Genomic DNA, 20,497 nt, shown 5'->3' on the forward strand with positions numbered 1-20,497 from the left:
ATGGCAGATGCCGGTCGCCTTGACCTCGACCAGCACCTCGCCGGCCCTGGGGCCCTCGAGCTCGACTTCGGTCACAACAAGGGGTTTTCCGGCTTCAACAGCCAGAGCAGCGCGTGTGCGCATGAAATGCCTCCGGTAACTGCGTTCTGTAAGGGCCGCCTCTTCGGGCCTTGTACACAGATTACAGACGGGCAGAGGCGCAATGACAATTGCGACCTTAGTGTGTAAATCGCGACCTTTGGCTTTGCCCTTGGTCAGCCTATACTGACCTTCGTTCGAACACGGAGGAGAAGGATGAGAGCCGCCTGGCATGCGATTGGTCTGGCGCTTTGCCTAACGCAAGCTCCAGGCACTGCAGGCGCCATGGATTTTTCCGATCCCGACTGGCCGTGCATTCAGCGCAAGGCCGAGAACCTGTCAGTGAGCCTGATGTGGCCGGAGCCGATAACCCGCATGCCACTTGCGCCTGCGGCAAGCGATCTCGTGGCAATCCTGTCGCTTCGCCGTGTTACGCTGGCAGAGGCCGGCGCCCATATCCAGGCTTTCATCGAGAAGACTGCGCCGGTGGACGGTCAACTGCTCGGCAATATCTTCCTCGCGGTGTTCGAAAATCTCTCCGGCAACCGGCAACGGGTCATCGCGGGGATAGCCCGCTATTCCCGCAGCCAGATCGCACTGTCCTCGCGGATCGACGGCAGCCGGGTCGAGATGGCGAAGCTTGCGGGCGAAGCGAAACCGGATTTCGACCGTATCGACAAGCTCGAGGAACAGATCGACTGGGACGAGCGCATCTACCGTGATCGCTCGCAAGCGCTCACCTATGTCTGCGAAACGCCAGTGCTTCTGGAAAAACGCGCCTATGCCATTGCCCAGATCCTGCTCAAGCATATGCCGCATTGAGCCACTGCTAGAGGGGGATGCGGAAAAAGTGTGGGCGGCTTTCCGCCCGCATCCCGCTCTAACTTTTTAGAATCGATCACGTTTATAATTTTTCGTCGGCCCGACCAAAAATCATCGTGATCTAGGGGTCCCACTCAAGCTCCGTATAGGCAACGGTCGCGTTGCGCGGATTGAAGAGATCGAACAGAAGCCATCGATCCGCCTCGCTCCGGCCTATCACCTCGGTTGCCGGCCCGAGCGCCAATCCATCGTCAAGCGCCCGCTTGGTATCGGCCTCCAACGCGCCGAGATAGCGCTCGACCGGTTCGGCCGCCTGCGGCCAATCGAGCAGCGGCCCACCATGGCCGGGCACGACCCGGCGTGCCGAAGACCCCTGCATCCGCGAAAGAGCGGCAAGCCAGCCGCGCAATGACCCGTCGAGAGCTGGCGTATGTGTGTCAAACAGCAGATCGCCGGCAAAGAGGATGCCGGAAGTCCGATCGAAAACCGTCAGATCGCTGGCGGTATGGGCTGACGGAAATGCGCGGAGCTCCAGCACCCTGTCGCCCAGGTCGATCATCTCCTGTTCGGCGATCACCCGATCAGGCACCGGTGCCTGACTGCCGAGGAATGCTGCTTCGCCGATCAGGCGGGCAAAATTTGCCCGGTAGGTTTCGGCGCGATCGGCAAGTGCTCGCGGCAGGTTGGCATGGCCGATGACCGCCGCTCCGGCCTCGCGAAGCGGGTCGGCGCCGAAAACGTGATCCGGATGCATATGCGTAAGGATCAGGTGGGTAATCGGCAGGGTGCTGCGTTCGCGGATCGCCAGATAGATCTCTTCGCCCACCTTGCGCGAGCCGCCGGCATCGATGACGGCGATGCCGCGCGATCCGACAACAAAGGCAATATTGGAAACGTCGCCGACATTGGCCGGATCCGGCTCGGCCACCTTGCCGAGATGCACGAACACGCCTGGGGCCGCCTCGCTGAAGCCGAGGGCCGAGCGCGGCCTCAGCGCGCAAAATGGCAAGCCCTCCGCCTTCACACTGGCCGGCTGGGGCGCAGCCAGCCGTGACGCATGCTCGCAGGGCGCTTTGGTTTCGGCCGCAAAACCGGGCAGCAGAGCGATGCGGCAGGTTTCACCTGGCAGCGGCGAAACGGGGCCGGCAGCGGCAAGCATGCAGATTGTCACGAACGCCTCGAACACATCCAACCCCCCGTTGCCGGCGACCTGCAAAGCCTGCGTCCGCCAGTCGAGCCCCGCAACACATCCGAAAGGCTCGGTTCTGCTCGTTGTTGCTTCGTCCTATGTTGACGGGTGCCCGACCCGGAGTCGTGCCCTTCCCTTGAAAAGGGGATCTTGAACCATGAAGCAGAAGCTCATCTTCGCAGGTTTTTCCCTGCTGCTGGCGGCAAGCCTCGCATCCGCCCAGCAGGAGAGGCCCGACAATCCGCTTGTCGAAGGGCCCACCTGGGATGAACTGAAAGGCGATATCGTCGGCGACACGACCATTCTGGACGGCGCCGCCCTATTCTCCGTCGCGGCCCCCTACCGCGCCAACGACGCAGCAACTGTGCCTGTCACGATCGAGCAGCGGGAGCCGGCGGCCGGCCATGTCGATTCCATCAAGTTGGTGATCGACGAGAATCCCGCGCCTGTGGCCGCGGAAATCCGCTTCGGCCGGGCAATGGCGCCGCTCAAATTCGAAACCCGCGTCCGCGTCAACCAGTATTCCAACATCCGGGTCATTGCCGAGACACCGGAGGGGATCTTCATGTACGGCCGCTTCGTCAAAGCCTCCGGTGGCTGCTCGGCGCCGGCCACGAAAGATCCGGTCGCGGCCCTGAATGGCATGGGAGAGATACGGTTGAAACTCTTCGATGGCAAGGCGCCGGCGCCGAACGCCCGCCGTGAGGCGCAGATCATGATTCGCCATCCGAACTATTCCGGCCTGCAGCGCGACCAGATCACCCAACTGTTCATCAGTGCGAATTTCATTGCCCAGCTCGAGGTGAAGCAGGGCGACGATCTTTTGTTTGCGCTCGATGGCGGGATTTCGCTGAGCGAAAATCCGGTGTTTCGCTTCAGCTATACCGACAACGGCGCTCCGGCCTTCACCGTCCATGCCGTCGATACGGACGGCAATGTCTTCGACCGCGTTTTGCCGAAAACGCCGCCCGCCTGAGCGTCCGTCAGAAGCACAGGATCTCCGCCTCTGCCTGGGCGCGTCTCAGATCGGCCACCATGGTGCGCGGCACGACCGCCGACTTGAACATGGCCATCTGCTCGCCGCCCGCCTGCTGGAGCGACAGCACCGCTTCGGCTTCGACATATTTGCGGTATGGCAGGATGGAAGCGATCACATCGATCGAGCAGGCACATTGACTCAACACCTTGCGGCTCTGGCCGTTGGCCGCCATGCAGCCAAATACATAATCGGCCCGCGCCTCGGTCGGATAATCATTGAGGCGCTCCGACATGCTCTGCCCGTTGGCCGGCACAGCCGCTGCGGCGATGACCAGCATCGATAGGGCCGACCGCATCATGGCCGCGCCTCCCCTGCCGCTTTCAGAGTGATGGCATTGGTATAGCCGGCCTCTGCCCCGCCGGTCGCCGCAGGAACGGTGGCAACCAATGAATAGTACCAGCCAGGAATATCGTCCGACACGGTGACGGCGAGCGCCAGCTGGGAAAACCGCCCCATCCGCTCGCGCGCCTTGTCGTTCGCGAACGGCCGGATCGTCACCTGCTGCGCAGCGATCTCGCGGTCATGATAACGGAGTGACACGGGCACGATTTGCGCGTCGCGCAGCAGGGACTCCTTGATCCGGTTGCGCATATAGAAGGGGCTGCCGCCAGATTGGAAGGCAACATCGGCAAGTACGCTTTCGAGAAAGTACATGATGAGGGGATTGCCGACCGAGGCGGGGTAATTGCCAAGCCCGCGAGACCGGGTGCCCTGATAGAGCGTCAGGGCGACATTGTCGTCGGGTTTGATCTTCAGGCCGATGCTGAAGCTGCCGTCTGCCTGCCCTTCGTCGGCACCAGATATGACCCTGTCGTAGACGAGCGTGCTTTGGCCGCCGGGCGCCGCCTCGAGCCCTTTCAGCGCCGTCGACGGGAAGAGAAGCTCGTAAGTTTCGGCAGCTGCAAGCGGGCCATGGCCGAGACCGAGCAGGAGCAGCGCAAGCAAAGGAAGAATACGCATCACAGACCTCCCGTTCTGGGGCCTGTTTTCAGGCTCCCGTTTGTTGGCGACAAGCCTAGCAATGGCTGCGGCAATGTCACCGGAGACCTTTGTCTGTGTTTCTTTCACACCACGCGCGCCCGGGTCTTCCAGTCGATCAATGCGCGCAGCCGCACCAGTTGCACCGGCTTGGCGAGCACGGCGAACGACATCTCGTTGCCAAGCCGCAGCAACTCTCGCTGCCGATTGGCCGTAATAATGACCGCGGGGATTTCGACTCCTGCCAGGGCGCGCAGCGTCAGGATCGTTTCTATGCCATTGTCGCCGTCGTCCAGCTGATAGTCGGCCAGCAGAATGTCGGGTGCTGTGCCGATTTCCTGCGTCAGCGCCGCCGCATCGGCGGTCGAGGCAGCAGCCAGAACGCTCGCTCCCCAGCTCTCCAGAATCTGCGTCATGGCGTGAAGCTCATCGGCATCGTTCTCGACGACCATGACGATGAGATCGAGGCTGCCGTCGAGCATCGGCTCCGTTACGGGATTTTCGCAGGCGCTGGCACGGCCAGGCACAGCCAGCGGCACCTCGATCGAAAAGACGGAGCCACGGCCGGGCTGCGACACCAGCCGGACGGGATGGTCGAGATGCCGGCAGGCACGCTCGACGATCGACAGACCAAGTCCCATACCGGTGCCTTTTCCCGCACCGCCAGCCCGGGTGAACTCGTTGAAGATCCGCGTCTGGTCCTCCTCCGAAATGCCGATGCCGGTATCCCACACTTCGATCCGCAGCCGATCGCCGCTGAGGCGGCAACCGACGAGCACGCGGCCACGCTCTGTATACTGGATAGCGTTCACTACCAGGTTCTGGATGCAGCGCATCAGGTAGCGCTGGTCGCTGGTGACCCAACGCGTGGAAGGGACGATACGAAGATCTATCCTCTTTTCAGTCGCCAAGGGCGCCAGATCCTCAGCAACGCCCTGCAGCGCGCTTCCAAAGTCGAACGATGTGACGTTGAATTCGGCCCCCGAACTGTCGAGCCGCGAAATATCAAGAAGCGCCTGCAGAAGAGATTCTGTCGAGGCGAAGGAGCGGTTGAGCCGGCTGACAACGTCCTGCACCCCCGGCTGTCCAACGGTTTCCGTCAACATCGAAAGATAAAGTTTCGCGGCGTTGATCGGCTGAAGAAGGTCGTGGCTGGCTGCCGCCAGAAAGCGAGTCTTGGACGTGTGAGCTGCTTCGGCCGCTTCCTTCGCCTGCCGAAGAGCACCTTCGATCTTGGCTTGCTCATCGCTATGGATCTTGAGCAGGCGATTGGCCTCGATCAGTTCGGCGGTACGCTCCTGTACACGTTGCTCGAGAAGCGCCGCCGCTTGCGTCTCCATCGTCACGTCCATGACCGACACGATGAAACCGTCGTCAGGCAGGGAATGGATGCGGATGTCAAGGCTCATCCCATCGCGCCGCCTGAACCGTTCCTGCACCGTCTCGCCGCGGCGCGTGGACTTTAACCAACCGGCGAATTCGGACCGGCGTCCTTTGCGGTCGAGGATCTCGTGACGTTCGACATGTTCTACGATGCGCAGGAAGAGACTTCCCTTCTTCAGAAGCAAAAGCGGCACGCCGAGAAGCTCGCCAAAGCGTTCGTTGCGAACCCGCAATTCGCCGCGCGCCGAAAATGTGCAGATGCCGAGCGACATGTGATCGAAAGCGGCCTGCAGGAAATGAGCCTGCTGGTCGATCAGGCGGTTCTTCTCACGCCGGTTCTCCCGCACGATGTCGGTGATTTCTGTCTGCAGGACGGTGATGTTGCCTGAACCGGTCTGCCGGCAGGAAATCTGGAACCAGCGGTCGTTCCTGAGCTCCATCACGAAGGACGAAAAGCGCTGACCGGACCTCTGCTCCTTCACCATCGGCTGGCCAGTCACTCCGCTTTCGTTCCGATTCAGAAACTTGCTGGCGTTGACGGCTGCGAGATAGTCGTCAAAAGCGAGGCCGGGCTTGACCAGCGGCTCGATATCAGGGAGCAGGTGCCGGAACTGGGCGTTGCAGACCTGCAACCCATCTTCCGAGAAGAGGGCGAAGCCACCCTCCATGGCCACCATGGCATCGGCAAGGTTTCTCTGGGTGCGTTCCTGCGCCTGATGGGCGATCTCAAGCTCGCTCGACGCCCTGCCGAGCGTGTCGAGGGCCTTTTCGAGATCCTTGGTCTTTTCCCAGACCTCTGCCTGTAGGGCGATGGCCGATTCGAAAAGCGAATAGGCGGAACCGCCGACTTCGTGACCGCGCTCGGCCCGATTGATCAATGCCTCGATAATCTTGGCCTGCTTGGCAAGCTGGATCTCGTAGGGTTCGTCCGGATTGATCACAGCGGCGCGCCTCCCTTTGGCCGGAAGAAGGCGACGCCGACAAAGGTCTGGTTCACATGTACGCCGAGATGCTGTTCGCCATAGGTGTTGAAGCCGACGACGCGGCGCTGCCGGAACTGCTCGGACGCCTCGCCGTCCAGGCCCTTGCGCTCGATCTCAAGCTTTCGCAGATAGCAATCGAACCCCAGGATGAAATCAGGCGCCTCCCCGTCCTTGTCGCTGACGGCAAGGCCGGAATCGAGCGTGCGGATGATTTCCTTGCCGCGGCCGAGCGTCAACAGCAGACCGTCGTCGATTGCCGAAAGAAAGGTGAGGCCATGTTCGCCGTGAATTTGCTGGATCGCCCGCACATGATAGAGATTGCGATTGCGCACCAGCACGGGGTTCTCGGCGAACGTCATCGGCGACAATTCGCCAACCGGTACCTTGACGAGCCGGGCATATTCCTCGGCCGCCGGCGAGCCGTTAATCTCCAGAACCAGCCGCTCCTCCGGAACGGCGCGGGTCACCACCATGCGTACGTCCGTGGGCTGGAAATGGTCGAAGCCGAGACCGCTAAAGGCCAGATCGGTTTCCAAAAGCAGGAGAAGCGCGGCATCGCTGTGGAACTCTCCATTGTGCAGCACCTGCGTGTGCTCGAAGCGCAGCCCGTCACCGGCCGAGCCGCCAAACACGGGGATGTCCTTCAGTCCGACCTCCAGGGCCGCCATCAGGATGTCCTCCTGCTTGGACAGTCCGTCGGCAAAAACCAGCGCGAGCCGCTTTCGACCCGGCGTTGCGCGAAACTGCGAGGCGAGCCGCTCCGTCTGCGACACGACATCGGCAATCGAAACCGGCGAGATCGGATGGAACAGGGCCGAGGCGACCCTAAAGTGACGCCGCTCGAAGGCGATTGCCAACAAGGCGTCGTCCTCATACCCCCGCGCCGTTATCTGGCCGGCGGTCGTGCAGCCGAAAACAACCTTGTCCGGCAAGGAGCTGCGCACGGCTTCAGCAATGTCATCGGGCTGCAACCTGCTCGGCAAGAACAGAAGGATGAAGCTTGGCCTTGCCGTGGCGAGTTGCTGCTTGATCTCGGCAAGGGCAACGGCCGCATCAGAGGCACGCGATACGGCGAGCCGCACCCCCTCCGCCGGATTGCGATCAAGGTCGTCGACAGCCGTCATGCGTCGTTATCCTCCACTTCCAGCCTCGGTGCCTCGGCCGGCACATCTCACTGGAGGCTGTGGCGGATCGAGACTTCGCGCACCAGCATTGCCGCCTGTGTGCGATTATGAACGCCCAGCCGTCGAAGAAGCGCCGTGATATGAGCTTTGACGGTCGCTTCGGCCAGTTGCATCTCGTAGGCAATCAGCTTGTTTGGCATCCCTTCGCAGATCAGCCCCAGAATGCGGGTCTGCTGCTGCGACAAATGAGCGATCTTGCGCGAGATTGTTTCCACCGACCGGTCGGTGGCCCGGGTGCGGGCCGGCATCGAGTAGCCGGGCGGCACGTATGTCTTGCCGTTCCAGATATCCTGCATCGCCTCCTGGAAATTCTGGCGGCCGATATCCTTTGGGATGAAACCCGCGGCACCGGCGGCGATGACCGACTGGACGACGTCTTTGGACGTGATCGCCGAGATCACGATGACCGGGATGTCAGGTGTCTTTTCCTTGATCTTCAGAAACCCGCTTAGTCCCGACGCATCGGGCAGGTTCAAATCAAGCATGATCAAGTCAGGTGAAAACCGCATCCGCAATTGCTGCAAGGCTTCACCGAGCGAACAGGCTGTTCGAATTCGACGCGTATTGAAGGTGCTTTCCATCGTCGCGGCCAGAGCGTCGCAATAGAGCGGATGATCATCGATCACCAGGGCCGATTTTATTGAAAGCGAGTGGACGGGCAAAGCGGTCCGCGACATGGCTCTCCTCCCAAATGTATTCCCGGCCAAGGCGCCGGCTCCAACCGACCCCAAGGACCACTGGAAAATATCTCTCCTCCCGATACGGCCATGCTCTCCCGGCACGACGCGAGGCATTTTGTCGCACAGTTTTCCAGGCCAGGCAATTGCCGTATAATGTAACTATCCCCTTACGCAACGCTACAACGCGACCTGACGGACCGATTATCTCGGCGAGCGGCATACGCTTCCCTGGGCGAGCAACTCACGCGCCTCGCTATCCGAAAGGACATCGTCCGCGACAGCAGCCCCAACCGCGAATGGCTTGCAGTTGCCGAACGTCGCGATGAAGTCCAAGCGATGGCGTCGCTCACAGGCTGCGCCTGACGCCGGCCGATAGGGCACCGGATCGAGGCCGGATCTACCGCTCAGGCGTACCGGCATCCTGTGTTTGCGAGCGTTGATACATCGTCAGCGCCCACTCCGCTCGCAGATCGTCCACATGCAGAATGTAGATATTGCCGTCCCCGCCCCTGACCTTGAAGTAGCGGTGGTCGGCGCCATGCCACTGATCGATGTTCTCGGCCACTTCGATCTGCCGACCGTTGAGGTAAAGTCGTCGCAGCTTCTCGGCTCCGCCTTTGTCCACAAAGGTTTCGACCTGAACTTGCATGGCGTGCTCACCGTTGCCACAACGCGTCCCGGCGTGATGTTCCACTTCGCGAGTTGCAGCTTCCCCATTCTAGCAACTAGCGCATGACTGCGTCATCAACAGCGACGGAATAGAAGTTCCTCCGCTGCGTTTCTCCCAGGCCACTCAACTGGAGGAACCGGGATGTTTCATTTTCTGCAGAAAGGACCGCGGGTGATCCGCTTTATCTGCCGTCCGGAGGACCGCGACGTCATCGCACCGCCGATAGCCGCCAAGCTGGCCCTGCCGGATTGGTTCCGCAGGCTGCCGCCGGTCGACAAAAAGCATCTGTCGACGACCAACAACGGTCTAACTGTCAAACGCTGCATGCCATTCCTCGACGCGATGACGAGCGGCTGGATCCTGCCGGTCGCTGCAACCGTGAGGCTCGAGATCAAGAATGGCGGCCGCAATGTCGAGGCCGGCTGGGAGTTCGACCGGGTGATGGTCAGCAATCACGGCGCCCATCAGGTGGCGGGAAATCCCAGAGAGCCCTCACCGCCCTGCAAGTTTCATAACTACTGGTCGATCCGCACGCCGCCGGGCTGGAGTTGCCTGTTTCTGCCGCCGCTCAACCGGCAGGGACAGCCTTTCGAATGCGTGGCGGGCATCGTCGACACCGACACCTATGCCGCACACATTCATTTTCCCTTCTTTGCGACGGCACCGGACGGTCTCTATGTCGTCGAGAAGGGCACGCCGCTCGTGCAGGTCATACCGTTTCGCCGCGCCGATACCGCCGTGACGGCAGAGATCCGCGCCGAGACCCGCAGCGAGGCCGTGGAACGCGATACGATTTACAGGAATACGATTGCCGGCGAAGGTTGGTATCGCAAGACGGCGCGCGCTGCTCGCTGAAATCTCGCGAGGCGCATAAGGAACGGGGGCCGGATCGATCCGGCCCCCGCTTTTTTCGCCCGCCGCTTCACCGCCATACGCGCCACAGCTTGCCTGGACGATAGTCACGGCCAGAGCTGTTCGAACTCGAGTTGGAAGATCTGTTCGAGGACGAGTTCGAAGACGAATTGGAACTCGAGTTCGAAGAGCTGTTCGAGGATGAGTTGGAGCTCGAGTTCGAGGAGCTGTTCGATGACGAATTGGAGCTCGAATTGCTCGAGGAATTCGAGCTCGAATTCGATGAACTGTTACCGGCGACGATGATTTCACCGTCGGTCCGGCCAGTCGCTTGCGCGTTCTGCCTGGACGAGTTCTCGACGTCAGGAAGAGTTAGCGGATGCTCTCTTGCCTCAGCGGCATGCCCCACAAATGCCGCCAGGCCGGCGAGGAGTGCCGTACTCACTTTCCAGTGCTTTTTCATGCCATTTACTCCTTTATTAAACCGAACCGATCAGTCGGTCCGGCGGAGTAACGGGCGACACTTCCCTCTATTCCATGATCGGCGTTCGCCACGCCCTTATTTTTGTTCGCGCAGGCCTCCGAGGACCTTTGCCTCTTCCTCTGCCTCGAGCGGCGCCCCGGCGTTGATCGCCGTCAAATAGGCGTCGAGCGTTTCGGTGGATGACGCCGGCGCATAGCCGCCACTATCGCCGCGAGCTACGACGGCAAAGGTTACGCGCCATTCGGCGCCGGCGCGGCAGGCAACGGAAACCACCGTCGAGCGGTCGGGCGAGTCGACTTCGAACTCCCGGCACAGAGCCTGGTCATTGTCGCGAAACGTTGCGATCGCCCGGAAGCGCTGGTTGGGGCCCGACAATTGCCTTTCCTCGCCTGAGACGACGGTCTCGAGCGCCTCTTCAAGCGCGGGACTGCTGAGAGCCGTCGGAGGCAGGACGCCCTCGGCCGTCGGTTGTCCGCCGCGGCCCAGCCAGTATCCACCGAAGCCGGCGATAACCGCCGCAAGAGAGGCGGCGACGGGCGCGAGCCAGCGGCTTGCACGCCGATCGTTTGCGGCTCGGCGCGCGAACGGCAGAACGCTGGCGCCGGATTCGTTCTGCGCAGAGGTCTTCGCCGCGATCACCCTTTCGACGGCGGCCGTCAGTTCGGCCGGCAGCGGCTCCTCGAGAAGTGGCTGCATGGCTATCTTGGCTGCGTGGCGCGTTTCGATGAAGAGCGCCAACCGCGCAACAAGCGCGTCATCCGTTTCCATTTCCCGCTCGATCTCAGCAGAGATCTCGGCATCGAGCTCGCCATCGGCGAAGCGCATCAGTATCTCGTCGGAGAAATCCGTCCTGGTCATTCGTTTACGCCCTTCATCACCCGAGAACGTGCCGTCGTCGTCGTTATTCCCGCGGCCTCGCCAAGAGCCTTGCGCGCCCGCGCCAACCGGCTCATGACAGTTCCGATCGGAATATCGAGGACATCGGCCGCCTCGCGATAGGAAAGCTCCTCGACGCACACGAGAAGCAGCACCTCCCGCTGCTCGTCCGGCAAATCGCCGATCGCTTCAGCCACAGTCTTGAGGGTCAGTCGCGCCTCGGCCTCGCGCTCTCCAGATGCACCGGCAAGGTCGTGCCGTTCGGAGATATCGTCCTGGACGCCCGCGGTCTTCTGCCTGCGCACCTGATCGATCCAGAGGTTGCGGAGAATCCGGAACATCCACGCGTCAAAGCGCGTGCCGGGCTCGAAACGCTCGGCACTGGCGAGCGCCCGCTCACAAGCCGCCTGCACGAGATCGTCGGCGACATCTCGCGCGCCGCAGAGCGAGATGGCGAAGCGGCGAAGATTGGGCAGGAACGCCGTGAGGCGCTCACCGACATCCTTCACCGCATTGCTCATATCCCGAACTCCGCAATTTGGACTAGAAGAGGGAATAGATCGACGACTCAGCCGTTTCCATCCAATCTACAGGCACTCGCCCGTGCCTCCAAGAAATGCGCTGCCCTGTTTTGAGCCCGGCCAAGCCGATCGAGGTACTCGGATGCTCTCCACGCTGAAACTTGCTTTGATCGCTCCCCTTGCTGCAATCGCACTTTTCGGCGGCGATATCCTGGCTCCGCGCCACGCAATGGTGTCTCAAATTTTCGGAAGCAGTGAAGCTCTGGCCGACGACGACGATGATGGCGGCGACGATGACGACCGCGGGGCTTCCGGGCGCTCCGGCTCCTACGGTGCCGGCGCGGGATGGAGCGGTGGCAGGAGCCTATTCCGACTCCGCGACCTCTTCCCTCGTCGGAACACTTCACGGCGCGCAAGGGCCTCCGTACCGTCTGCAACGACACGAGCCCCCGATGAGGTCGTCGGGCTGGGTTTCAGCCCGGCTCAGCTCGAGCAGTTGACGGCGGCAGGCTTTCAAGTCCTGGAACAAGACACGATGGCGACATTCAACGTTGACGTAGCCAAGCTTCGCATCCCCTCGGGGCTGACACTGGATGCCGCGAAAGAGCGGGCGCGAACTCTAGCGCCCTCGGCCGTCGTCGACTTCAACCATTATTACCGACCGGAACAACGGGCCGAGGCGCGATGCGCTGCTGGCGACTGCATGGCACGCACCGTGATCGGATGGCCCACGGCGCAGGACTGGCCAGGCGCTTGCACGGGCGGAGCCACGATTGGTCTTGTCGACACGGCGATCAACCCCGAACACGATGCCTTCGACGACAACAATGTCGAAATCATCCGCCTCGCCGATAGAAAATTGCCCGAGTCGGGCAAGCAGCACGGTACAGCCGTCGCGGCGCTGCTCGTCGGTTCGGCGACGAGCCGCACGCCGGGTCTAATCCCCGGCGGCAAACTGATCGCCGTGGATGCGTTTCACCGCGCCGGTCGGCAGGATGACCGGTCCGCCGCTTTTGATCTCGTACGCGCCCTCAACGCGCTCGCCGGACGGCAGGTACAGGTTATCAATATGAGCCTTGCCGGCCCGCCCAACCTGCTTCTTGGAGAGGCCGTGAAGAAGGCGGCTGAACGCGGCATCATCATGGTTGCGGCGGCCGGCAACAGCGGCCCGCGGGCAGAGCCCGTCTATCCGGCAGCTTATGAAGAGGTGATCGCCGTAACGGCGACCGACAAACGCAAGCGGCCCTACCGGCGCGCCGGCCGAGGCGAGCACATAGACTTCGCGGCCCCCGGTGTTTCCGTGTGGACCGCGGCCTCAGTGAGCGGCGCGCGTCCGAAGACAGGTACCTCGTTCGCCGCGCCCTTCGTAACCGCCGCGGTGGCGCTGATGAAGGCGTCGGACCCGGAACTCGCCCCCCGCCGTGTTCGAGAGATGCTGAGCGGAAGCGCCGAAGACCTAGGGGATCCAGGCAAAGATCCGGTCTTTGGCTGGGGTCTGTTGAACGCGCGCGCCATCTGCAAGACAGCACCCTAGATCACGACGATTTTAAGTCGGGTCGACCTATATTCAATTGAGTAGCCCATTGGCCGTTCGGCGTGGCTACTCCCGACGGTACCGCCAGGCTTTGCGGTGCGTGGGCGGACAGGCTGATCCAGTATACTGGCCGCTTTTCGTTCATCGGAACGCTGACGAGCATGGTCGGCAGGCCGCATCAGGCGGACCGGGCCCGGCTCCGCACCCGTCTTCTTTTTTCCCCCTGCAACCAAAAGGCATTTCCATCCGGTCGAACTGGTTGCCGACACCGATTCAACGGCAGTTTGTCAGTATATTGAAGGAGAGTGCCCAAGCTCTTGAACTTCTTGAAGGATGGGTGACCGTTCTGCAGATCGACGATATTTACCAGGCGCAGATGCGTTACGGCTATCGGCGCGTGCATGTGCCGCGCTCACGGTAAGGCTGAGCGTCTTCGAAACGCCACCGCACTCATCCCGATAGTTGGCGACGACTATGGTCCCAATAATTCTTCGGCGGCGGCCTCGTTGTCCGCTAGCGTGGCCACAAAGATCGGCCGTCGAAAAACCATGCTGCGCGTTCCTGGCCGTTTCGCATCAGGCGCTCGATAGTCGCACCGGAGCGGTCCAGCTTCGAGGGATAGTCTAAGTCACCTTCGAGTTCGACGACCCGGATGGCGATAGGTTTGTAGCGTGCGCCGAGTGAGGGATGTTCGGCAAGAAGCTCATTGATCTTCGTAATAAAGAGCAATTCCTGACTGAGCGCCAGATTACCAGACAGCTCATTCCGGCGGTCGATAATCTCTGGCATCGCCCGCGGCTCGAGTCGCCGCTGCTGCGGATTGATTTGCACCACCCAGATTTCGTCCGGCCGCTCCGGCAACTCGGTGAATTCGCGTACAGGCGGATTACGGCTGAAGAGCCCATCCCAGAAGAGAGTGCCGTGAGCCTGCACCGCACGAAAGAGCGGGGGTACCGCGGCCGAGGCGATCAGTTCATCATAGGTCAAGCTCTCGCCCTCGAACGCCACCCCGAGGCCATGGGTGATGTCCGTGGCCCCGATCAGGAGCTTCGGCTTCGCCCGACGATGGGGTTCGCTCGGCAACGACGCAAGGTCGAGGTGACGACTGAGAAGTTCGCGCAACCGCGGCTCGGCCACGGGACTATAGAGGTAAGGGCTGATCTCGGCGGTGACCGGGAGGCGTGCCCACGACACTGCCCAGAAGTTCGCCACCGCATCGAATATGTCATGCACCTCGAGGTCGCGCCAAAAGTCCATCAGACGGCGCTCAGCCTCGTCCGCCCCTTCGCGGATCAGGCCGGACCACACCAACGCGGCGCACATCGCGCCGCCCGACGTCCCACTCAAGGCAAGGAGCTGATAGCGATCACGGAACTGGGGCGCCAGGAGCGCACGAAGCACACCCGCCGCAAACGCAGCATGGCTGCCTCCTCCTTGGCAGGCAATCGCGATTTTGGGAATCGGCGGCATGAAAAATACAACTTCCGTGAATTTACTCAAATTTATATATCCGCAATAGTAGCGGCGGTACTCGTTGAAGGCTAGAGTTACCCTTGACCGGACACTGCCCTCAAGATCTTTGATCGTCCGCCAAAGTGGTGTGCCATCACAAAGCGACGGCTGCTGTCCGGTGATACAACGCAGTGGGGCATCGCTACATAGGGGAGTGATCCATGCCGCCGGCGGGTTTGGCTAAGCGGCCGTGGCCATTAATCATGTCGGGCGGGCCTTGAACCCCGAGGCCGCAAGCGCTGGAACGAGTGCCTCCGTCGAAGCCGTGATTTCAGTGGCCCTCCCCCGGCAAACATGTTGAACCAATGGCTGCGTCGCCTTTCTGTATCCGCCTTGAGAAATTCAACCTCTTGCCTTATACGATGCGTGATGTTTGATGCGCAGCGAGTGAGGCACGTATGAGAACGACACTAGCGATCGATGACGATGTCCTGATCGCCGCCAAGGCGATGGCAGCCCAGCAGCACCGCAGTCTCGGCGAGGTCATTTCCGAGCTGGCGAGACGTTCTTTGCGCCGGCCGCGCAGTGGTGGCGAGCGCAATGGAATTCCTCTTCTGTCGTCGCGACCCGATACCCCGCCAGTTACCCTCGAGATCGTCAACGCCTTGCGCGACGAACTGCCGTGACCTTCCTGCTCGACGTCAATGTGCTGATTGCCTTGATCGATCCGGGCCATGTAGCCCATGATGATGCGCACGATTGGTTCGCATCGACCGGCAAGACCGCGTGGGCGACCTGTCCCATTACCGAAAACGGTGTCCTCCGCATTGTCGGCAATCCCAAATACCCCAATTCTCCCGGCTCACCGGCACTCGTGATGGAGATCGTTGGCAAGTTGCGGTCGCTCCCTGGTCATTGTTTTTGGCCGGACGACGTGAGCCTCGTCGGGTCAGGTGATATCGCTCCCGCGAAAATCCTGACTTCGGGGCAGGTAACCGATACCTATCTGCTTGCGCTCGCGAAGGCGCATGACGGCCAGTTGGCGACATTCGATCGCAAGCTAACAGCAGCGGCGGTCACGAGGGGCAACTCTGCCTTGCACCTGATCACCGGCAAATAGGTCGTGCGTTCCCGTTGAGACACCGCCGGCGCTGGGGAGCTATTGCGACGCCTGAGCGCGGCGGCCACGCCTCGGCATGCGCGCCACCAGCCATTCCTGGACGCGGCCCGCGTGATCCCTTGGTGCCTTTGTCGCGACGCGCCCCTTGATGTTGGCCAATGTGTGAGCCGCCAGCGCATCTCTTGTCCGCTTCTCGGCCTCGATCATAACCGCGTGGATGGCGCAGACGCCGTCCACCGCCCAAGGGGGGGTATGGTCGCCGAAAAGCGCGCATTGAGCGCGGATCTCCTTGCATTCGAACAGGGCCTTACGTCCGTCGACAGCTTCGACAACATCAAGAACAGTGATTTCTGTCGCTGGGCGCGCCAGGGCAAAGCCGCCGCCGATTCCCTCGCGCGCGGCGACGATGCCCGCCTTCTGAAGCTTGGTGAAAAGCTTCGCAACGAATTCCGCGGGGATTTTCTGCAACTCGGCAAGATCGCGCGCGCTTGCCGGCTGCTCCAGTTCCTGCGCATCGACGAGATAAAGCAGACAGTGCAGAGCGTATTCGACACCTGCGCTTACATGGGCCATGGCACCGTCCAATAACACCGATTAGATTGGTCGCCGATATCATGGAAAGCTGGTTTTCGCAATCCCCTTCCCGTCTCCCAGATGTTGACAGAGGGTCTCTCGATAGCAGTCGCAACTGCCGTTGCCCTTTTACTGCGATTAGTTTAGTCGTAGTTAATGCGGCGCCGTAGTGATCGTCGCGGAAGCCGTCTCCCCTCCGGAGACAAGGAGCTGAAAACGCCACAAAGGAGAAATGCCATCATGAATGCACGATCCGTCATCGGCGCAGCCTGCGCCGCCCTCTCCATCGCCATCGCAATGCCTGCCACGGCACATGACTTGACCGAAACGGTTACGCCCCACTTCGAAAAGGCGATACCGAACATTCCGGGTAAGACGCTGAAGGCCGTAATCGTCGACTATCCGCCGGGCGGGGCCTCGGCACCGCACAGCCACGCGGAATCGTCGTTCATCTTCGCCCACGTCCTCTCTGGGGAAATCGAATCGAAGGTCAATGACGGCCCGACGGAGACTTATCGCGCCGGCGAGAACTGGTACGAACCGCCGGCGTCCAAGCACCTCGTCAGCCGCAACGCGAGCAAGACCAGGCCCGCAAAGCTGCTCGCCGTCTTCGTCCTCAATAGCGACGAAAAGGCCCTGACCACCCCGATCGAGTGATCCCCGATTTTAAGGAACAAACACATGAGCAAGCGTCTCGACTACAACCAGATCGCACCGGCCGGCGTCAAAGCCCTGGGCGGAGTCTACGGCTACGTCATGCAGAGCAGCCTCCCTCCGGTGCTGGTCGATCTGGTCTATCTGCGTATCTCGCAGATCAACAACTGCGCCTACTGCCTCGACATGCACACGCGCGACCTGCTGAAGAAGGGGCAGAAAATCGAGAAGATCGCGCTGGTGCAGGCGTGGGCGGAAGCCGGCAATCTTTTCGACGAGCGTGAGCGGGCCGCCCTTGCCTGGGCGGAAACGGTGACGCGCGTGGCCGACACCGGCGTGCCGGACGACGCCTACGAGGCCGTTCATGCCGTGTTCGACGAGCGCGAACTCGTCGATCTGACGATCGCGACCGGCCTGATGAACGCCTACAATCGCATGGCGATCAGTTTCCGCAACACGCCACAGGCGGCGCTCGAAAAATAAGACCGAACGACGCGCCCTACGGCAATTCCAGCGAAGGCGTCATTTCAAGGACTTAGAGCATTTCACGGTTTCAGCGAAACCGTGAATGCTCGAACCGAGGCGTTGCTATGAAGAAATTTTTTGCAGGTTGGCTTGCCGCTGGAGCGGGCGCTCTCGACGCTTGGCCACTAGGTGACCGGCATGACAATCCGCCCCGATCGCGTGGCTATTGAATATGCACATCCTAATTGGGAATCCTCGTGGTCCTTCACCATATTCAGGCAACAAATCCCAGGAACGGAGATAGGCAATGACCTATACAAAGACCGACGAAGTGGTCAGGAAGCTGACGCCCGAGCAGTATCGGTTGACCCAAGAGAACGGCACAGAACGCCCCTTTACCGGGGAGTATCATGACAACAAGAGGCCGGGGATCTATGTCGACGTCGTTTCCGGCGAACCGCTGTTCGCTTCGGCCGACAAGTTCGATTCCGGTTGCGGCTGGCCGAGCTTCACCAAGCCGATCGTATCGGCAAATGTCAACGAATTGCGGGATCGCTCCCATGGTATGATCCGCACCGAGGTGCGCTCCGCCCATGGGGACAGTCACCTCGGCCATGTGTTTCCCGACGGCCCTGAGGACCGGGGTGGCTTGCGCTACTGCATCAATTCCGCCGCGCTGCGCTTCATTCCGCGCGAGGAGATGGAGGCCGCGGGATACGGCGCGTATATCAACCAGGTAGAGGACATCTGAATGACCAAGAGAGCTGTTTTGGCCGGTGGCTGCTTCTGGGGGATGCAGGACTTGATCCGCAAGCTCCCCGGCGTCATTGCGACCCGCGTAGGCTACACCGGCGGCGATGTGCCGAACGCGACCTACCGCAACCACGGCACCCACGCCGAAGGCATCGAGATCGTTTTCGATCCCGAGACGACCAGCTACCGGCGGATCCTGGAGTTCTTCTTCCAGATCCACGACCCGACCACGAAGAACCGGCAGGGGAACGACGTCGGCATGTCTTACCGCTCGGCGATCTATTACACCGACGACGAGCAGAAGCGCATAGCCGAGGACACCATCGCAGACGTCGACGCTTCGGGCCTGTGGCCGGGCAAGGCGGTGACCGAAGTCGAGCCGGTGGGCGACTTCTGGGAGGCGGAGCCGGAGCACCAGGATTACCTGGAGCGCTATCCGACCGGCTACACCTGCCACTTCGTGCGCCCCAACTGGGTGTTGCCCCGGCGGTCGGCGGCCGAATAACCGGCCGCCTGCCTCTGGCGGGTTGCGTTCGAGTTGAGGGGCCTGGGGGACACGCCGGGCCACGCAAGGGCCACCCCGGCAGTTTGAATGCCTCTGCCAAAGAGCGCCTGTGCTTTTGAGTCAACCTGGCGAAGCTTCGGCCTGGAACAACCACCATCCGGATAGGTGTTGCTGATGTAGAATACTCATTTCCTTTCAAAGGAGCATCACCATGGCCTTCAACACGCAACGGCTCCAATTTGCCGGCCATTCCGGCGCAACCCTCGCCGCCCGCCTCGATCTGCCCAACGGGCCATTACGTGCCTATGCACTGTTTGCCCATTGTTTCACCTGTTCCAAGGATCTCGCGGCAGCGCGCCGCATTGCAGCGGAGCTTGCACGCGAAGGCATCGCGGTCCTGCGCTTCGATTTCACCGGATTGGGATCGAGCGAAGGCGAATTCGCCTCGACGAATTTCTCCTCCAATGTTGCCGACCTTCTTTCGGCCGCCGACTATCTCCGCCATCACTATCAGGCACCGTCGTTGCTGGTCGGCCACTCGCTCGGTGGTGCGGCGGTCCTCGCGGTCGCCAGCGACATTCCTGAAGTGCGCGCCGTGGCCACGGTCGGCGCGCCGGCCGATGTCGGCCACGTGTTGAAGAATTTCGGAGCGAGCCTCGACGAGATCGAGAAGATCGGGGCGGCCGAAGTCGATCTCGCCGGGCGTAGGTTCCTTGTCAGAAAGCAATTCGTCGAGGACGCGCGCGCACAGCGCATCAAGGACGCTGTTGCCAGCCTGAAAAAGCCGCTCCTCATCCTTCACGCGCCGCTGGACCAGACCGTCGGAATCGAGAACGCCAACGAAATCTTCCTCGCAGCCAAACATCCCAAGAGCTTTGTTTCGCTGGACAAGGCCGACCACCTGCTCACCAACCAGGAGGACGCGGCCTTCGCCGGTCGGATCATTTCGGGATGGCTGACACGCTATCTCGCCGCCGACACGCCGCAGGGCACGGAGCCGATCGAACATGTCCGCGTGACGGAGACGGGCGAAGGCAAGTTTCAGAACGCGGTTCAAGCGGGCAGCCATCGGCTTTTCGCCGATGAACCCGAAAATGTGGGCGGGCTCGATTCCGGACCATCGCCCTATGACTTCCTGTCGATCGCTCTCGGCGCCTGCACCTCGATGACGCTGCGCCTCTATGCCGATCACAAGAAGCTGGCGCTCGGCCGCATCGGCGTCGACGTCTCGCATGCCAAGATCCATGCCAGGGACTGCGAGGAATGCACCGAGCCGGAACGCAGCGATGGTGGCAGGATCGACCGTTTCGAGCGCGTCGTTTCCATCGATGGCGAGGTCTCCGATGAGCTTCGCAGCAAGATTGCCGAGATTGCCGACAAGTGCCCGGTCCATCGCACGCTCGAAGCCGTGGCGAAGATAAAAACCGTCGTGAAATCACAACCCCAAGTGACGACAGGATAGCTTCAGCGTGCTTGCGCCATGAACTTGCGCGACGCGCATGATCAGGCCGCCGCCGAATGCGGCCGGCGCGACATCTGCTTCGGTTCAGGAATACAGCATGCGGGCACCGGATCAACAGCATTGCGCTCGAGATCCGGCGCCGCGCAGAAAGTCTCAGCGGACGGTCACGCCTCGTCGGGACCCTTCCTATACACTAGGCTGTAGTGACAATTTAATCATTTGAGCCAGAGCATGATGGCT

At 61.4% G+C, this 20,497-nt stretch carries 22 protein-coding genes and 1 pseudogene; 11 read left to right on the forward strand and 12 right to left on the reverse strand.

Annotated elements, in window-relative coordinates:
• Positions 1–123, reverse strand: a pseudogene (locus N181_RS33550) (S-(hydroxymethyl)glutathione dehydrogenase); the annotation flags it as partial.
• 171 nt (positions 124–294) lie between these two features.
• Here N181_RS33550 and N181_RS29965 point away from each other — a divergent pair.
• Positions 295–900 (forward strand): hypothetical protein, encoded by a 606-nt coding sequence (locus tag N181_RS29965; RefSeq protein WP_037436150.1) that lies wholly within the window; start codon positions 295–297, stop codon positions 898–900.
• Positions 901–1,021: 121 nt separating this feature from the next.
• Here the strand turns inward: N181_RS29965 and N181_RS29970 are convergent, their stop codons facing one another.
• Positions 1,022–2,086: a quinoprotein relay system zinc metallohydrolase 2 gene (locus N181_RS29970; protein WP_037436153.1), complete on the reverse strand. Its 1,065-nt coding sequence runs from the start codon at positions 2,084–2,086 to the stop codon at positions 1,022–1,024.
• A gap of 160 nt (positions 2,087–2,246) precedes the next feature.
• On the opposite strand from N181_RS29970, the gene N181_RS29975 reads away from it, so the two are divergent.
• Positions 2,247–3,065 carry a quinoprotein dehydrogenase-associated SoxYZ-like carrier gene (locus N181_RS29975; RefSeq protein ID WP_037436148.1) on the forward strand — a complete coding sequence of 273 codons (819 nt, stop codon included), beginning with the start codon at positions 2,247–2,249 and terminating at the stop codon, positions 3,063–3,065.
• A 7-nt stretch (positions 3,066–3,072) separates the two neighbouring features.
• Here the strand turns inward: N181_RS29975 and N181_RS29980 are convergent, their stop codons facing one another.
• The 6 genes from N181_RS29980 to N181_RS30005 form a co-directional block, all read right to left on the reverse strand.
• A complete protein-coding gene (locus tag N181_RS29980; protein WP_037436143.1) occupies positions 3,073–3,426 on the reverse strand; it encodes a hypothetical protein in 354 nt (117 codons plus the stop codon).
• Positions 3,423–4,088, reverse strand: coding sequence for a hypothetical protein (locus tag N181_RS29985; protein ID WP_037436141.1), 666 nt, complete (start codon positions 4,086–4,088; stop codon positions 3,423–3,425). The genes N181_RS29980 and N181_RS29985 overlap by 4 nt, the downstream gene beginning before the upstream one ends.
• A 104-nt stretch (positions 4,089–4,192) precedes the next feature.
• The gene (locus N181_RS29990) at positions 4,193–6,430 is read right to left on the reverse strand and encodes a hybrid sensor histidine kinase/response regulator (protein WP_060564127.1); all 2,238 of its coding nucleotides are present in this window, start codon (positions 6,428–6,430) and stop codon (positions 4,193–4,195) included.
• A complete protein-coding gene (locus tag N181_RS29995) occupies positions 6,427–7,596 on the reverse strand; it encodes an FIST signal transduction protein (protein WP_037436135.1) in 1,170 nt (389 codons plus the stop codon). Before N181_RS29995 ends, N181_RS29990 begins: the two co-directional genes overlap by 4 nt.
• 47 nt (positions 7,597–7,643) lie before the next feature.
• Entirely contained in the window at positions 7,644–8,333 is a 690-nt protein-coding gene (locus tag N181_RS30000; protein ID WP_037436134.1) for a response regulator, read from the reverse strand.
• 400 nt (positions 8,334–8,733) lie between these two features.
• Entirely contained in the window at positions 8,734–8,985 is a 252-nt protein-coding gene (locus N181_RS30005; RefSeq protein WP_037436133.1) for a hypothetical protein, read from the reverse strand.
• A gap of 162 nt (positions 8,986–9,147) precedes the next feature.
• On the opposite strand from N181_RS30005, the gene N181_RS30010 reads away from it, so the two are divergent.
• Positions 9,148–9,861, forward strand: a complete 714-nt coding sequence (locus N181_RS30010; RefSeq protein WP_037436132.1) for a DUF6065 family protein — start codon at positions 9,148–9,150, stop codon at positions 9,859–9,861.
• Between the two features lie 556 nt (positions 9,862–10,417).
• Here N181_RS30010 and N181_RS30015 read toward each other — a convergent pair.
• Entirely contained in the window at positions 10,418–11,200 is a 783-nt protein-coding gene (locus N181_RS30015) for an anti-sigma factor family protein (RefSeq protein ID WP_060564129.1), read from the reverse strand.
• Positions 11,197–11,739 (reverse strand): RNA polymerase sigma factor, encoded by a 543-nt coding sequence (locus N181_RS30020; protein ID WP_037436127.1) that lies wholly within the window; start codon positions 11,737–11,739, stop codon positions 11,197–11,199. Before N181_RS30020 ends, N181_RS30015 begins: the two co-directional genes overlap by 4 nt.
• A 142-nt stretch (positions 11,740–11,881) precedes the next feature.
• Between N181_RS30020 and N181_RS30025 the strand changes: the two genes are divergently transcribed.
• Complete coding sequence (locus N181_RS30025) at positions 11,882–13,273, forward strand: S8 family serine peptidase (protein WP_037436126.1); 1,392 nt, start codon at positions 11,882–11,884, stop codon at positions 13,271–13,273.
• 513 nt (positions 13,274–13,786) lie between these two features.
• Here N181_RS30025 and N181_RS30030 read toward each other — a convergent pair.
• Positions 13,787–14,773 carry a patatin-like phospholipase family protein gene (locus tag N181_RS30030; protein WP_234885986.1) on the reverse strand — a complete coding sequence of 329 codons (987 nt, stop codon included), beginning with the start codon at positions 14,771–14,773 and terminating at the stop codon, positions 13,787–13,789.
• Between the two features lie 410 nt (positions 14,774–15,183).
• Here N181_RS30030 and N181_RS30035 point away from each other — a divergent pair, with 410 nt between their 5' ends.
• Positions 15,184–15,411 carry a hypothetical protein gene (locus N181_RS30035; RefSeq protein WP_037436124.1) on the forward strand — a complete coding sequence of 76 codons (228 nt, stop codon included), beginning with the start codon at positions 15,184–15,186 and terminating at the stop codon, positions 15,409–15,411.
• The gene (locus tag N181_RS30040; RefSeq protein ID WP_037436122.1) at positions 15,408–15,845 is read left to right on the forward strand and encodes a TA system VapC family ribonuclease toxin; all 438 of its coding nucleotides are present in this window, start codon (positions 15,408–15,410) and stop codon (positions 15,843–15,845) included. The genes N181_RS30035 and N181_RS30040 overlap by 4 nt, the downstream gene beginning before the upstream one ends.
• 39 nt (positions 15,846–15,884) lie before the next feature.
• Here N181_RS30040 and N181_RS30045 read toward each other — a convergent pair whose 3' ends face one another.
• Positions 15,885–16,418, reverse strand: a complete 534-nt coding sequence (locus N181_RS30045; protein ID WP_037436120.1) for an RrF2 family transcriptional regulator — start codon at positions 16,416–16,418, stop codon at positions 15,885–15,887.
• 240 nt (positions 16,419–16,658) lie between these two features.
• On the opposite strand from N181_RS30045, the gene N181_RS30050 reads away from it, so the two are divergent.
• From N181_RS30050 to N181_RS30070, 5 genes are all read left to right on the forward strand, one after another.
• A complete protein-coding gene (locus N181_RS30050; protein ID WP_037436119.1) occupies positions 16,659–17,075 on the forward strand; it encodes a cupin domain-containing protein in 417 nt (138 codons plus the stop codon).
• 24 nt (positions 17,076–17,099) lie between these two features.
• On the forward strand, positions 17,100–17,555 hold the full coding sequence (locus N181_RS30055; protein ID WP_014332040.1) for a carboxymuconolactone decarboxylase family protein: 456 nt from the start codon (positions 17,100–17,102) through the stop codon (positions 17,553–17,555).
• A 289-nt stretch (positions 17,556–17,844) separates the two neighbouring features.
• Entirely contained in the window at positions 17,845–18,288 is a 444-nt protein-coding gene (msrB, locus tag N181_RS30060) for a peptide-methionine (R)-S-oxide reductase MsrB (protein ID WP_037436118.1), read from the forward strand.
• Positions 18,289–18,795, forward strand: coding sequence for a peptide-methionine (S)-S-oxide reductase MsrA (gene msrA / locus N181_RS30065; RefSeq protein ID WP_014332042.1), 507 nt, complete (start codon positions 18,289–18,291; stop codon positions 18,793–18,795).
• A 211-nt stretch (positions 18,796–19,006) separates the two neighbouring features.
• Positions 19,007–20,257, forward strand: coding sequence for a bifunctional alpha/beta hydrolase/OsmC family protein (locus tag N181_RS30070; RefSeq protein ID WP_037436116.1), 1,251 nt, complete (start codon positions 19,007–19,009; stop codon positions 20,255–20,257).
• The last annotated feature ends 240 nt before the right edge of the window (positions 20,258–20,497 follow it).

The sequence above is a fragment of the Sinorhizobium fredii USDA 205 genome (assembly GCF_001461695.1).
Lineage (GTDB): Bacteria > Pseudomonadota > Alphaproteobacteria > Rhizobiales > Rhizobiaceae > Sinorhizobium > Sinorhizobium fredii.